14 protein-coding genes and 3 pseudogenes are annotated in these 14,541 nt (G+C 59.3%); 6 read left to right on the top strand and 11 right to left on the bottom strand.

Annotation, left to right across the window (positions count from 1 at the left end):
• Positions 1–7: 7 nt before the first annotated feature.
• The 8 genes from OKW43_RS32305 to OKW43_RS32340 all read right to left on the bottom strand — a co-directional run bounded on the left by OKW43_RS32305 (position 8) and on the right by OKW43_RS32340 (position 8,415).
• Positions 8–664, bottom strand: a complete 657-nt coding sequence (locus OKW43_RS32305) for an HAD family hydrolase (protein ID WP_429452189.1) — start codon at positions 662–664, stop codon at positions 8–10.
• An 82-nt stretch (positions 665–746) separates the two neighbouring features.
• A complete protein-coding gene (locus tag OKW43_RS32310; RefSeq protein WP_429452191.1) occupies positions 747–2,279 on the bottom strand; it encodes a sodium:solute symporter family protein in 1,533 nt (510 codons plus the stop codon).
• Positions 2,276–2,533, bottom strand: coding sequence for a hypothetical protein (locus tag OKW43_RS32315; protein ID WP_429452193.1), 258 nt, complete (start codon positions 2,531–2,533; stop codon positions 2,276–2,278). The genes OKW43_RS32310 and OKW43_RS32315 overlap by 4 nt, the downstream gene beginning before the upstream one ends.
• Positions 2,534–2,810: 277 nt before the next feature.
• Complete coding sequence (locus OKW43_RS32320; protein ID WP_429452195.1) at positions 2,811–3,746, bottom strand: phosphotransferase; 936 nt, start codon at positions 3,744–3,746, stop codon at positions 2,811–2,813.
• 4 nt (positions 3,747–3,750) lie between these two features.
• Positions 3,751–4,701 (bottom strand): phosphotransferase, encoded by a 951-nt coding sequence (locus OKW43_RS32325; protein WP_429452547.1) that lies wholly within the window; start codon positions 4,699–4,701, stop codon positions 3,751–3,753.
• Between the two features lie 5 nt (positions 4,702–4,706).
• Entirely contained in the window at positions 4,707–5,987 is a 1,281-nt protein-coding gene (locus tag OKW43_RS32330; protein ID WP_429452197.1) for a Zn-dependent hydrolase, read from the bottom strand.
• Positions 5,965–6,723, bottom strand: a complete 759-nt coding sequence (locus tag OKW43_RS32335; RefSeq protein ID WP_429291300.1) for a DeoR/GlpR family DNA-binding transcription regulator — start codon at positions 6,721–6,723, stop codon at positions 5,965–5,967. The genes OKW43_RS32330 and OKW43_RS32335 overlap by 23 nt, the downstream gene beginning before the upstream one ends.
• Positions 6,724–6,981: 258 nt before the next feature.
• A complete protein-coding gene (locus tag OKW43_RS32340; RefSeq protein ID WP_429452199.1) occupies positions 6,982–8,415 on the bottom strand; it encodes an amidase in 1,434 nt (477 codons plus the stop codon).
• A 373-nt stretch (positions 8,416–8,788) separates the two neighbouring features.
• Here OKW43_RS32340 and OKW43_RS32345 point away from each other — a divergent pair.
• Positions 8,789–9,116, top strand: a pseudogene (locus OKW43_RS32345) (IS30 family transposase); the annotation flags it as partial.
• A 519-nt stretch (positions 9,117–9,635) separates the two neighbouring features.
• Here the strand turns inward: OKW43_RS32345 and OKW43_RS32350 are convergent.
• Both OKW43_RS32350 and OKW43_RS32355 read right to left on the bottom strand, forming a co-directional pair.
• Positions 9,636–10,127: pseudogene (locus OKW43_RS32350) on the bottom strand (ATP-binding protein); the annotation flags it as partial.
• Between the two features lie 70 nt (positions 10,128–10,197).
• Positions 10,198–10,809: pseudogene (locus OKW43_RS32355) on the bottom strand (IS6 family transposase); the annotation flags it as partial.
• An 88-nt stretch (positions 10,810–10,897) separates the two neighbouring features.
• On the opposite strand from OKW43_RS32355, the gene OKW43_RS32360 reads away from it, so the two are divergent.
• From OKW43_RS32360 to OKW43_RS32380, 5 genes are all read left to right on the top strand, one after another.
• Entirely contained in the window at positions 10,898–11,305 is a 408-nt protein-coding gene (locus tag OKW43_RS32360) for a transposase (RefSeq protein ID WP_429452201.1), read from the top strand.
• Positions 11,278–11,763, top strand: coding sequence for a hypothetical protein (locus OKW43_RS32365; protein ID WP_429452549.1), 486 nt, complete (start codon positions 11,278–11,280; stop codon positions 11,761–11,763). Before OKW43_RS32360 ends, OKW43_RS32365 begins: the two co-directional genes overlap by 28 nt.
• Before the next feature lie 273 nt (positions 11,764–12,036).
• Complete coding sequence (locus OKW43_RS32370) at positions 12,037–12,348, top strand: MoaF-related domain-containing protein (protein ID WP_429452203.1); 312 nt, start codon at positions 12,037–12,039, stop codon at positions 12,346–12,348.
• A gap of 67 nt (positions 12,349–12,415) precedes the next feature.
• A complete protein-coding gene (locus tag OKW43_RS32375; protein ID WP_429452205.1) occupies positions 12,416–12,811 on the top strand; it encodes a GlcG/HbpS family heme-binding protein in 396 nt (131 codons plus the stop codon).
• Positions 12,808–13,986, top strand: a complete 1,179-nt coding sequence (locus tag OKW43_RS32380; RefSeq protein ID WP_429452207.1) for an MFS transporter — start codon at positions 12,808–12,810, stop codon at positions 13,984–13,986. Before OKW43_RS32375 ends, OKW43_RS32380 begins: the two co-directional genes overlap by 4 nt.
• Before the next feature lie 170 nt (positions 13,987–14,156).
• Here OKW43_RS32380 and OKW43_RS32385 read toward each other — a convergent pair whose 3' ends face one another.
• Positions 14,157–14,540, bottom strand: coding sequence for a LysR substrate-binding domain-containing protein (locus OKW43_RS32385; RefSeq protein WP_429452209.1), 384 nt, complete (start codon positions 14,538–14,540; stop codon positions 14,157–14,159).
• Position 14,541: the final 1 nt, after the last annotated feature.

Consider the following 14,541-nt stretch of genomic DNA (forward strand, 5'->3'; position numbering starts at 1 on the left):
GCACACGTTAGTGCCATGTCAGCACAGGCCACCCACACTCCTTCGCATGCGCTGCCAGCACCCGGTCCGGATTGACCACATGCGGCCTGTCGACCTCGCGCAGCAGAGGTAAATCGTTTCGCGAGTCGGAATAGAAGCTGGCACCGGTCAGGCTTTCGTCGTGCGCCTTTAGCCACGCGCGCAGCCGAATTACCTTGCCTTCCCGGTACGTCAGTACGCCGGAGGTGCGTCCCGTATAGACACCGTCCTCCGTCTGGATATCAATCGCCAGAACATGCTTGATACTGACTCGCGCCGCAATTGGCTCGACCAGATGCGCGCTCGACGCCGAGATAACCAGCAGGGTGTCGCCACGCTGGCGATGGGCGTCGATCATATTCCGCGCGTCGGCCCGAATCCTCGGCTCGATCACCTGTTCAACAAACGCATCGATCTGATGGCGCACATCAACGACGCGGCGACGGGCGAGCGGTGCGAGTGTTGCTTTCATGTAATCGTCCATCGTAAGCAACCCTTCGCCGTAGGCACGCATCATCTCGTCGTTTTGCCTCACAAATGCATCGGCGTCGCCGACCCATCCCAGGCGTGCCATCTCGCTGCTCCACAAATTCGCGCAATCACCATTGATAATCGTGTCGTCAAGATCGAAAATCGCTAAAGTCATCCGGCCTCCGTTGAGTCAAATTCTCGATGCCGCGGCAGCATCAAAATGCGAGATCCATGCCGGCCGCCGCGGCCGCTTTTCCTTAATGTGTTACCGGTACGGCGACCGTCGAAGGTGCGCGGCCGCGCACAGGCTTCGCGAACAGCCGGTCGAGCCGGGCGATCTCGTCGGTCGACGGTTTGATCGCTAACGCAAACACGACGAACACGACGAAGTTCGCTGCGAGCCCGACAATCCCGCTGGTCAGCGAACCGAGCGCGCGGATGTCGTCCGGATAGACGGAAGTCAGCACGATCGCGATTGCAATGCCCACCAGCATTCCCGCAATCGCGCCCTGCTTGTTGCCACGCCGCGTGAAGATGCCGAAGAACAGCGGGACCGCAAGCTGGATGATCCCTTGATATGAAATCTGCGCGAGTAACTGCAGTCGGCTGTAGTCGAAAGTCAGATATGCAAGGATCGCCGCTGCGACGATGAACACGACCATGCCCGCCTTGGACAACACCATCAACTGGCGATCGGTGCGCGGCGTATTCCACGTCGCGAGGTCGTTGGCGAACTGCGTGCCGCAGACCTGCACACAACCGTCGACATGGCCGATGCTCGCCGCAAGCACAATCACGATTGCCACCGCGAGAAGCCACGGGCCGCCGATATCGGCGAGTGCGACGAACCAACCGTGCTGCGGCTGTGCGGCTACGTTCGGGTCCTGACTCGCGGCAGCCGCGAACAGCATCAGGATGCAATAGAAGCCGCCGACCAGCAGCATCGTCAGCAGCGTGCCCTTCTTGACGGCCCTTACGCCGCTCGCCGTATAGATGCGCTGGAAGCTCATCGGCCAGCACATTGAGCCGATTACACCGGTGAAGATCAGGCTGAACATGTACCAAGGACCGTAACCGGTACGCGCGTCGCCGGGAATCAGCAGCATCTTCGCCGGCAGTTGCGACAGGTTGGAGAATGACGCGTGGTTGCCGAACAGCAGCAGGATGCACAGCACCGCGCACAGCACGTACGCAATCAGCCCCTGGAACATGTCGGTCATGATCAGCCCCCGCATCCCCATGCTGACGGTCCAGTACTGGCGGATCAGTACAATCACAACACCAGCAGTCAGGCAGGCCGTCACGGTCCACTGGCCGAACGTTGCGAACTGGAATAACGTCGCGAGCGCCTGGATGCCCATCACGACCCACGGAAACACCGAGATGATCCCGATGATCGAGGCGATTCGCTTGACGACCGGGCTGTTGTAGCGCATGCCGAGGAGGTCCGGCTGCGTCGTCAGGTTGAACTGCCGGCCCCACGACCATGCCCGGTTTGCCATCAGATACATCGCGGTCACGCCGAGCGTCGCGTAGACCATCCCGTAGAATCCGAGCACGCCGCCGACCGACAGTGCGAAGAACGCGGTGAACGTCGAGCCGGGCCACCACGAGTTCGTGTAGCTCATCGCGACGAACCACGGGCCGTACGAGCGGCCGCCGACGGCATAGTCGGAGAAGCTTGTGCTCCGGCGGTTGGTCGCATACAGCACCGCGATCATCGCGACGAGAAACACAACGATCATGCCGAACGTGACGGCCGGGTTGCCGGGATTCGTGAAGTGGGTCATGTCGGTTCTCCTTCGTTGGCGAGTTCGCCGGACACGCCTTCGGCCACGTACAGCGCCCATACGCCGAGCCCGACCAGGACCGCGTTCGCAATCCAGTAGAAGATCGGCAGCGGTACGCCGAGCACGAGTTGCTTACTGCCGCTGACGCCTAGATAGAACGGCGGACACAGCGCCATCAGAAGAAGCAGGAAGAAATAGATGCCGAATACAATCTTCTTCGGATTCGGCATCGAGCTTTGGATCGATTCAGCCATGATCGGCTCCTCGCTAGCGGCGGGTTGAAGGATACGAATGGAACGCGCTGTCATCTCGCGCGCCCAGCCGATAGGCACCGCCTTCGGCGTGCCGGACCGAAGGTGGCGTCAGATCCGCCCGGACGCGGCCAATCGCTTTTAATTTCGCTCTGGATTCCTTAATAACCATGATGCCTTCCCATCCTGAAATGAAATCGGGTTCTCAATAGGTCGTCAAGCTCAAGCGTCGGCGCAGAACCAGTTCATGCACGGAGCTGTTTTCAAGCGCCTAGTTTCTTCACGCCTGCCTCAGCCATGTCTCCCACTGCGGATCCTGAAAGACGATGCGAGCCCGCATCTGTTTCCAGAACCCGTACTTATAGAAATCGAAATCGAGCCGCGACACCGCACGCTGCACCATCGCCCACGTCGACCATTTCAGATCGGCGAGCGCCTTGTTCAACTGCACACGCGCGACGACCTGGGGCGTCACGCGACCGAAATAGTCTTCGAGCAGCGCGAGTTCCATCCCAGGCGCGAAGAACATCTCGCCGAACCACAGGGCGAGCTCGTAATGGCGGTCGTTGTTCGACGCGTACTCGAAATCGACCAGGCGAATCTCGCGCGCATCGTTCAGCATGAAGTTGCCGGCGAGGGTGTCGTTCATGCAGGGCGCGAGATCCAGGCCCGACGCTTCGAGCGCCGCACGGGCACGACGGTATTGCTGGCACAGCCAGTCGTGATCCGGGGGTTTAACCGCGTGCAACGCTTCGACCTGCTGCTGATGTTCGTCGATCATGTCAAACATGGTTTTCGTCTGAGCGAGCACCGGCTGATCATTGAACGCCTTCAGTGCACGCAATGCGTTGTGCCGGACCTCACGCTCGAGGAAGTCGAGGTTTGACGACGCGCGCCAGCCTTCCATGAACTCGAACACCTCGACGCCCAGGTCCTCGAGGAACGCGAACACCGGCGCGCCGTAGCCGGTTATCGCGGCCTTCACGCTCGCTTCGTGTGCAGTGCGGCGGTCGATAAACATCTCTGTGCCCTGACCCGGCACTTTGAAAAAATACGCAGTCTGCGCGCCGTCGACTTCGACGCGCCAGTTCGTGTTCGAGATGCCGCCACCTACCGGTGCGTAGCGAATGTCGTACCCTTTCCATGCAGGCATTTCACGAATCGCCGCTTCAATCTCGTGTTCATGATGGGTCTGAGCCTGACCGAGTGCTTTCATCGAATCATCCCTTCAGCAGACGAAGCCAGCCTTCGAAGCGCGCGTCCTGAATGCCTTGTCGGCAGCGCAACGAAGTCCATTGAGCGAGTTTCGTGAATTCGAGACGGCGCGGTGACGTCGTGCCTAGCCACAATCCCCACAGTGTCCAGTACCAGTCGTTGACAAGCGCATACAGACGGCAACGCGCGTAGTCGGCTTCGTCGCAACGGCCAGCCCAGCGCACGATGCCCTCCCGCCATTGCGGCTCGAACTGATACAACTCGTTCAGCGTGATAGCCACGTCGTACCAGGGGTCGCCGCAGCCACCGTAATCGAAATCGATCAGCTTGAGTTCGCCTTGCGGGCCAACCATCACGTTGCTCGCAAGGCCGTCACCGTGCAGTGGCACGACCTCTACGTCCGATGCCTGCAACGCATTCCATGCACGATCTATGCAGTCGTCGGTCCGCAACCCGTCGATCGGCAATTCCACCGCATCACGTCGACACAGCGCCCGAAGTCGGGCGATGTCGTCCATCGGAGACGAGACAAACATGGGGGCTGGACCGTCATGCACTTGCCGCTTCGCCGCCCACAGCGCGTCGAGACGCTCGGGTGACGCCAGATCGTCAACGCGCGCCCAGCGCCATTCGGAGGCCTCCAATCGATCGAACAGCAGCACGCCGCGCTGCATATCAACGGTGCGCAGCGCGACCGTTGCTTCCGCTTGTGCCGCACAGCGGCTCGCGTCGACGGTCCGCGCAACGTCGATCAATTCTTTCATATCGTCGTGCAGCACTTTCGCATACCACGATTGAGCGCCCACCGCGACGACGAAGCCGGCCCATTCGGTCGCGAGCCGCGTCGGCGACGCGACTGCTCCGGTGCCGTGCCCAACCTGCGCGTCGTTGCCTAGCCCTACTGCATGCAGCGCGTCGAGCAATCGAAGGGATTCAGGCGATTCCGTCAGCATCATCGTCCTCAAAGGTAGCTCGACGATTCGGTGCAGATGCGCTCCAGCAACGCGCTCAACAGACGCAGGCCGTTGTGCAGATCGGCATCAGCGGTGTACTCGGCTTCGTTGTGCGAGACGCCCCCGCGGCTAGGTACGAACAGCAGGCACGTCGGCGTGACGCGACTCATGCTGATCGCATCATGGCCGGCGACGGTGACGCTATCGCCCGCTGGCAGATCGAGTTCGAGGCTGACGTCGTGGGCAAGTCGCGACAAGCCATCATGCAGCTTCAGCGGGGCGCGAAGCTGGCGGCTTTCGATCTCGATGCGCGTGCCGGTCTGTTCAGCGATATTCCGCAACGTCGCCTCGAAGCGTGTTGCAGTGCCGTCCAGCAGTGCAGTGGACGGCGAACGGAATTCAATGTGTAGTATCGTCCTCGACGGCACGACGTTCGGCGAATTCGGATATACGTCGAGGCGGCCAACCGAACTGTGCATTTGCGCGCCGTGCCGCACGGCTTCCGCATGGACCGCGGCGATCGTGTGCGCTGCCGCCAGCAATGCATCGCGCCGGTCGGCCATCGGTGTAGGGCCGGTGTGATTCTGCTCGCCGTCGAAGCGCACTCGCCATTTCAATGCGGCCCACGTCTCGCGGACCACGCCAATTGCGAGCCCCTCGCGCTCGAGATTCGACGCCTGCTCGACGTGCATCTCGACATATGCGGCAACAGGCAGATCGAGCATCGCATCGCCGAGATAGCCGATCTGCTCCAACGCACTCTTCAGCGTGACGCCTTGCCGGTCCTCGCATGCCCACGCGTCGTCGAGCGACATCGCGCCGGTGAACACGCTGCTACCCGTCAGGCTCGGCTGGAAACGCGCGCCTTCTTCGTTGGTCCAGTCAACGACCGCCAGATTGCATGGCGCACGGTGACCACTCGCGCGAAGCCTCTGCGCGATGCCGACGATCGCGGTCGCGCCGGCAAGCACGCCGTATACACCGTCAAAGCGGCCGGCGCTCGGCTGGCTGTCGAGATGCGACCCGCACAACACGTACGGCGCGCCCGGCGTCAAAGTCACCAGCCCGAAGACGTTGCCGATTGCATCGATGTGCACATCGAAACCGTGCTCGTCGAGCCAGATGCGGAACAGATCACGAACCTGTCCGTCCTGGGCCGACGCCGCGAGCCGATGCAGACCGCCGGCCGGCGTCGCGCCAATCGCGGAGCTTGCGCTGAACAGCGCGTCGAACGCGCGCAACTCATCGGCGTTGGGTTGAACCAGTTCAGGGATGGACGATATCGACATGAGCTTGTTCCAGGCGGTCTATGTAGTCGGCCGACAGCGGGCGGTTTGTGACGAGCGTCGCGATCGCGTCGAACGGTAGTGTGTTGATGAACGTGCGATGGCCAAACTTGCCATCGTCGGCGAGCACGACGCTACGCACGCAATGCACAACAAGCGTTCTGCGCAGCATGGCTTCGGATTCTTCGTAATCCATCAGCCCGAGCTTCAGATCGACCGCGCCAATGCCCATAAAGGCGATGTCGTAATGGAACTGACGGGCGAATTCGAGCGTGTGCGGGCCGATCAATGCGTTGTCGTTGCGACGGACGTCGCCTGGTGTGACGAGCACGTGGTTGTCGCTCTGCTGCGTCAGCAGTTGCGCAATGTCGAGCGAGTTCGTGACGACTCGCAACTGGCTGAAGCTTGTCAGCTGATGCGCGAGTGCGAGTGTTGTCGTGCCGGTGTCGAGGAACAGCGCCATTCCCTCCTGCACGAGGCCGCTTGCGCATTCGGCAATCTTCGCTTTCGCCTGTGTCCTGATCCGGTTGCGGACCTGCAGCGGTTGCTCCTCGTTAAGCCGCGGCAGGATCGCGCCGCCGTGAACGCGACGCAACTTGCCGAGTTCCTCGAGATATTTGAAGTCGCGGCGAATCGTTTCTTCGGAGACGACCAGCTGCGTAGCGAGGTCGGCGGCCTTCACGCGTTTCTGCTGGCTCAGAAAACGCATGATTTCTTCGAGGCGAGGCTGATTCAGCATAGGTAGATGAGTCCGGCGGACAGGGAAGCAACCAGTGTAACGAGGTTTGCCGCGCGTTCGGATCACGCGGTGGCAGCGCCCGGATTGTGCCAACAGGCGGTGGTGCGTCGGCGTGGCCTCGTCCGCGTCGAGACGTTGCGCCGCTTGCAACTTCGTCTGTTGCTGGAGCACAGGTCTCGGCGGTGCCATCAGCGCGCGCCGTTCTGGCCAGGCACCGACTTGATGTGCGTCGAAATGGCAGATCGTCACGGTGCGCTCCTAGCCGACGAGCAACGGCGGCAGCCGATGTTCCCACGGCGCAATTGCCTCGAACGCCGCGCAGAACTGCAGCACGTCGCCATCTGCGAAGCGCGGCCCGATGACCTGCAAGCCGATTGGCAAACCTGACGGACTCCAGCCGCACGGCACGCTCGCCGCTGGGTTGCCGGACAGATTGAATGGGTACGTGAACGGTGTCCAGCGCGCCCACGGCACCGCGGTGTCGTCGACGCCATCGAGGTCAGATGGCGCAATCCGGTCCGCGTCGAACGGAAGAATTGGCAGCGTTGGCGTCAGCAGCAGATCGAAGCGCTCGAACAGCTTGTGGACTTTGCAAGCGAACGCCGCGCGCTGCTGGACCGCGGTCAGATAGCCGGCCAGATCGTAGTCCGCAGAACGTTCGATTAGCGTCGCGAAGCCCGGTTCGAGCTCCTCCTTGCGATTGGCAAGCGACTTGCCGTACACGATTCCGCGGCCGCCGACCCATAGGGCCTCGAACGTCGGCAACGGGTCATGCCATTCGAGCGCGGGCATATCAATCGTGACTGGCAGCGTCCGCGCAATCTGATTGACCGCCGCTTCAACTGCTGCCGCAACAGCCGGATCGACGTCAACGTTGAACAGCGTCGGACAAAACGCGACGCGCAGCGGCCGCAGCGGCGAATCGCAACGCGCGAGGAACGTTTCAGTCGGTGCCGGCAACGCTTGGTGATCGCGTGGGTCGGGACCGGATAGCACGTCGAACAGCAGCGCGCTGTCGCGCACCGTCCGTGTGATCGGGCCGGCATGGCTGAGCATTTCGGTCGCCGACCAAGGCCACGTCGGAATCCGGCCGAGCGAGCCCTTGAGCGCGAACGTGCCACAAAACGCACTGGGAATCCTTACCGAACCGCCGCCGTCCGAACCGAGCGACGCGGGCACCATCCGTGCGGCGACCGCGATCGCCGAACCCGAACTGGAGCCGCCGCTCGTGAGTTGTGGGTTCCAGGGATTGCGGCCGTTGCCGAATACGCGCGACAGGCTCGCGCCGCTCCAACCGAACTCAGTCGTCGCGGTCTTGCCGACGATGATCGCCCCCGCATCCTTCAGTCGTCGGATAATCGGCGCATCATCCGACGGTACATAGTCGAGCGCGGTCAGCGAACCCCGCGTCGTCCGCAGTCCAGCGGTCGAAAACAGGTCCTTGACGCCGAACGGAATGCCATGCAGTGGCCCTCTAAAACAGCCGCGGGAGGCTTCGAGCGTCAACGTTTCGGCCTCAGCCGCCGCCGTTTCGGCGTAGATGTCGCCGAATGCGTTCAATGTGGGATTGTGGGTTTCTATCGCTTTCAGACTCTGTGCTATCAACTCGCCCGGCGTCAGACAGCCGTTCCTGATCCGATCAGCGGCATCAAGAACCGTCGGCGCAGAGACACATTTTGACCCGTATTTCATCCTAAATCCTGAATGGGACAGCGCATTGGCTGGTTGGATGCATTACAGGTTGGACAAAAACTGGTGTCAAGCGCGTTTTATTGGTTTTGTTGGTTTTGTTGGATATGTTGGGTCCCGCCATCCACTCTAATCAAGCGCTCTCGCTGGCAAATCAGGCGCTCGAGAATTTGCGTCGACCAGGCAGGAACAGTCTCACGAGTTCGCAACCGGAATCCGCCCAGCCCAACTATGCCCGCCCAAGGCCGCGTCGTCAGCCACAGAATTGGCGGGCAGGGTATTGGTTCCGACTGAACCTGAAACAGTAGGTCGGATATGACGCAACAGTCGAAAAAGCCTACAGCGACCGGGCCGGGCGGCGCAATTACGCGACCAGCCGCAGGAACTCTATAAATCGCTGACCTGGGATCGGGGAACAGAGATGGCCGACCACAAACGTTTCACCGTGGCCACTGATATCCAGGTCTACTTCTGCGACCCCTAGCATCCCTGGCAGCGCGGCTCGAACGAAAATACGAACGGGCTGTTAAGACAGTACGAACGGGCTGTTAAGACAGTACTTCCCCAACAGCACTGACCTGTGGGTGTATTCACAGGCCAAACTCAATGCCGTGGAGAGGCGATTGAATGGGCGTCCGAGGAAGACCCTCAACTACGAAACGCCAGCCGAACGATTCCAGCAAACTGTTGCATCCACCGGTTGAATCCGCCGTCGGGTGCCGCCGATCGCCGTCCTTTCCACTCCGCCGTAAAATAGCTTCGCCTGTGACAGCGGAGAGTTGTGAACTTTCGCCGTTAAGGAGCCAAACCGCTTTCGGCATAAAGGCGCCAGGGACTTTTCGGCGTTTAGGCGCCACAAGTCTTTCGGCGTATAGGGCGTATAGGCGCCAGTAGATTTTCGCGGTAAAGGCACCACTGGCGTCTGAGTCGGGCGCTCGAACTTCGCCAACCGCTTACCCTCCCGGCACGCATTTGCCGGCGAGCTGTATCTCGTCGGCCGAACCGTGGCGCGAACAGATTGCCCAGTGGCACGACGCGGGCGTCCCCTGCACCTTGCTCTGCATCTTGACGTCTAATCGTAGTTTCGGCGCATACGCCCATGCGCGGGCATCCAAATTTCCGGGGCCACCTCTTCGGCCGACGGCAGCACTGGACAGCGTCAAGCAGGAAGTCCGGTTTACCGACAATCATCTTGTCCGGTCGGCCGAGGTGATTGCCAGGGGTTAGGTAGTCATGGTTGTCGCGGCTCCTTCATCGTTGTCGTTGGGTGATTGTCGCCGACGCGCGTTCTGTTTGTCGCTGGCTTTGCGGCGTCGATAGCTTTCGACATTCAGCTCGAAGATCGTCGAATGATGGACGAGCCGGTCGATGGCGGCCACCGTCATGCCGGGGTCGGGGAAGACGTTATTCCAGCCCGAGAACGGTTGATTGGCCGTTATGAGAAGACTTTTTCTTTCGTATCTCTCGGCGATCAACTCGAACAGCACGCTGGTTTCGGCCTGATCCTTTCTCACGTAGGACAGATCGTCCAGGATAATCAGATCGAAGCGATCGAGTTTGGCGAGTGCCGAAGGTAATTGCAGAGCCTTGCGGGCTGCCTGAAGCTTCTGCACCAGTTCGCTGGTCCGCGTGCACAGGACCCGGTAGCCTGCATCAATTAGCGCATGCCCAATCGCTGATCCTAAGTGACTTTTCCCGCCACCGGGCGGCCCAAAACAGGAGGATCGTGGGGCTCTGTCGCAGTAAGGTCAACGGGTCAAGCAGCGGTGATATGCGGAGGATTGCTTATGAAACGAGCGAGTAGAACTGCTGTGCGGGAGACAGCGGAGTCTCGCCCCGACATTTCATCTGCCCTTTCTTGATCATGTGCATTAATTCGACGCCACTCAGAATGACGCGCGCGCAGTGGAAATCCTTGAAGCCCAGCATCGGTCGGGTGATGCGTTTGATGGCCAGATGGTCCTGCTCGACCACGTTATTCAGGTACTTGACTTGACGAATCGTGATGGGCGTCTCTCGCTCGGCGTTCACCGCGTGCAACGCAGCCAGATTAGAGCCGCTTTTATCGATGGTTACCGTCTCGGGTACACCGTTCTGAGCGATCGACTTTTCAAAGAAGCGCCGCGCTGCCACCTTGTCGCGCTTGGCTCTGAACAGGAAATCGATGGTTTGGCCCGCCTTGTCCACCGCCCGGTAGAGGTACTTCCACTGGCCTTTGACTTTGATATACGTTTCGTCCATCCGCCAGCTCTTGCCTACCGGCTGCTTGTGCTTACGGAACGTCTTCTCGAACAGCGGCACCAACTTGATCACCCAACGATGCACCGTGGAATGATCAACCTCAATATCGCGCTCGGCCATCATTTCTTCGACAACTGGTTGCGGGTTTCTCAAGGCTGCTGAATTTGTCTGAAGTCCTTTGTGGGTATGACTTTCGCCGATTTCTGCCGGATCCGCTAGAATTCCCGATCTTTGGCGGTCGATAATGGCGAAAAGCCAGCAATGGCAACGGATTCCAACGGAATTAAGCCTCGAACAGTTCGAGCAATTTGTCTTGCCGCACCTCACGGCAGGAAGCCGGGGACCGGCATCCAAACTGACCGCGCACGCGATCTTCAACTACATCCTGAAACTGCTTTACCTGGGTTGCCAATGGAAGGCGCTGCCGATTGCAATGGATCGGCACGGCAGGCCGGAGATCCACTACACAAGCATCTATCGGGCCTTTCGCCGCTGGCAGGCATGCGAATGTTTTGACGCTGTCTTCCTCGCGTCGGTCGTGCGGCTTAGCCACGACCAGTTGCTGGACACTGCATCATCCATGGCGACGGTACCACGACGGCGGCGAAAAAAGGCGGCGACAACATTGGCTTCAGCGGCCACAAGCACATGAAGGGTGACAAGGTCGTTGCCTTCTGCGACCGGAACTGCAATGTGATTGCCCCGTTCGTGCCGGCACCAGGCAATCGCAACGAATCGCCACTGCTGCGTGACGCGCTGCCGCAGGTGATACAGATTGCCCGTGAAGCAAACCTGGACCTGCGTGACAGCGTGGTCAGCCTGGACGGCGTCTACGATTGTCGCGCCAACCGCAAGGCGATATTCAACCGCGCGATGGTGCCCAACATTAATCCGAACCCGCGCGGCAGGAAACGCACGAAGCGAGGTCGCAAGCCGCTGTTCGATCAGACCATTTTTAACGAGCGGTTTCGTACGATCGAGCGCGTGTTCGCGTGGGAAGACAAATTCCGCCGCCTGTTACTTCGCTTCGAACGTATCAGTCAGTTGCACTACGCATTCAAGACCATAGCCTACACGATGATCAATCTACGGCACTATTGCGGTAGTTGATCTGGCAGTCGAGGTCCATGCTTTACGTCCGGCGCAGCGCGCCGTGATCCCCTTCGTCCTCACCCTGCCGAAATACATCCATGACAACGCAAAACTGCCTCGTCGCCGACCTCGACGCGCCTGGTCTCGCCCGCTTCTGATTCCGTTGGACCACCGCCAGATCGCCTCAAACGAAACTCGCAACCAGTTGTCATCTTACCCGATGGATTACAGTTTCGATGGATGGCAATCAGCCATCTTATGAAAGCACTTTGTAACATACTGGAGCGAAAGATGACGCAGTTGTTTCCCTATGCTGGTCAAGAGTTCACCGTCAATTACGGCGGGGATTTGATCTTCAAGAACATTTACTCGAAAGACGGAAAGCACGTTACCGCAGAGTTTCTTGCCGGTGAAACGGCAGGGGCGAAAATGACCATGCCTTTTTGCTGGCAAGCATTGCCGGCCGGCGACTTCTTGCTTTGGTGGCAGGAAGACGACAAGTCCACCATCGTACACTGCGATAATTTCGAAGCGAAGAAATCCAAGACCTTCTACACGAAGCTCGACGGCAGCTTTTACGTTCTCGATGGTGTCATTTCCTGACCATTGAAGGGCCTCGATTTGTCGAAGACAGAGGGGCGCGAGACAACACTTAGACGAGAGCCATCAATTGTTTCTGGAACATATAACGGAAGAAGTAATTTCCCGCGCCCTCAACGCCGCGGATAATTTCGATGCAACCATTTGCGTCAGTGTTGTGGATAAAAACGGCCTCCTGTGTGGTTTCCGACGTATGGTGGACGTAATTCCTGGCGCCATCGATGTCGCTTTCAAGAAAGCTCGCACGGCGTCCCTGTTCCGGCTAGATACGGAGGAAATCGGGAAGGTAATGCGCCCGGACGGCGTCGCATACACTCTCGAATTCACAAACGGCGGTCTGATTGGCTTCGGCGGCGGCGTTGTCATTTATGACAACACCGCCCGTGTTGTAGGAGCAGTCGGTGTGTCCGGCGCGACTCCGGGAATCGACAATCAAATTGCATTGAAGGCCGCGGGGCGCGAATGACCGGAAATCGCAATGAGACTTTACGGTCTCTCGCATCGTTAGCTATCACGGCATTTGCGATCGGCGCAGCGGAGTTTATCGTTGTCGGTGTACTACCCGCTATCTCTCTCGATCTTCACGTTTCGTTGGCACGAGCTGGCGGCCTGATTGGAGTCTATGCGTTTGCGTTGGCAATCGGAACGCCGATTACGGTCCTGGCGACTTCGCATCTAGGTCGCAAGCCGTTGCTCATTGGGCTGGTGCTCGTATTCTTCGCTGGCAATGTCGCCGCCGCTTTGTCCAGGGACTTCAGCACACTACTTATCGCCCGAGTTCTTACAGCAGTTGCACACGGAAGCTTTTTCGCAATCGGAGCTTCGGTCGCGGCGCGTCTGGCGAAACCTGGACAAGCCAGCCGGGCAATTGCTCTCATGTTTGCTGGGCACACTTTAGCAATGGTGGTGGGTGTCCCTCTAGGGACCTATTTCGGCAACTTGTTCGGATGGAGACTGCCGTTTTTGCTGATCGCGTGCATAGCGTTCGCGTCGGTACTCGCGATCGCCAAATGGCTCCCTTCGGTCTCAATGCCCACGTCGCAAAGTCGGACAGATCAGTTGATGACAATAAGGAATCCGGCCATCCTAACAATGATGGCAGTTACGATTCTTGGTTTTGGGGCAAGTTTTGCTCCATTTTCCTTCATCACGCCGATATTAGTGAATGTGGCTGGGTTCACCATAGCTGGCGCAAACCTGATGCTCGTCGTTTTCGGCTTGGCGACGCTATTCGGCAACTCGATCGGTGGCGCGGCGGCCGCGCGAATCGGCTGGCTCGGCACGCTCAAGGGGATCTTCGTCCTTTTGGCTGCGACGCTCGGTGCCATCGGATTTCTTGCTCACTCCCCTGCTGCACTGGTGTGTTTGCTGTTCATTTGGGGAGGTCTTGCGTTTGGCATGTCGCCAGCTTGTCAGGCGGCGATGCTCTCGACGGCAGAAGCATTTGCCCCTGGAGCAATTGACTTTGCATCAAGTCTCAATATCTCGGCTTTCAATCTCGGAATTACATTGGGCGAGACGACTGGCGGCTTCATGGTAGCAAAGGAACATTTGCCGCAGACGCCACTCCTGGGCATGATCTTGGTGATCAGTGCGATAATTCCACTCAAGCGTTTAGGTACGTTACACACACGCTCGTGAGGTTCGGTAACGCCGGTATTGCACCGGCGTGCCGAAACGGAGACAAGCAGTTGAGATACGCGCACTTGGTTGACTGTTCCGTTCTCCCGGCCGTTTCCACCATTTCCATCGCGCCGGTTACGCCTTGTGCAACACCGATTCGGAGGTGAGACTGTCCTCGATGAAACGGATCAAAGCGCGCCCGGCATTGTGATCTTCGTTCGCTTCACCAATGACCGCGATCTCGCAGGGCGGCAGGTGATAGCTAATGCACGTAAGCCACGGTTCCGCAACAACGAAGACTGCCCAAGAATGGCCAGGCCAGCGCCTGCGGCGATGGCTGCTTCGACGCCCAACAGGCTGGTGCACGTATAGACCACTTCGCTTGCCCGTCCAATGCCCGCAAGCGCGTCGATGGCCATGCGCCGATAAGGACACTGGTCCGGCAATGCTACCAACTGCACAGGAGCATCTTCGCTCCATATGAAGTCGCTTGCACCGACCCAACGTAAGCGTGGCACCAGCCTTGCAATTACCCACATTTTCGCCGAGAAACCTGGTAACCTGGCCGACATC

This window comes from Paraburkholderia sp. WC7.3g, assembly GCF_050436345.1.
Classification (GTDB): Bacteria; Pseudomonadota; Gammaproteobacteria; order Burkholderiales; family Burkholderiaceae; genus Paraburkholderia; species Paraburkholderia podalyriae.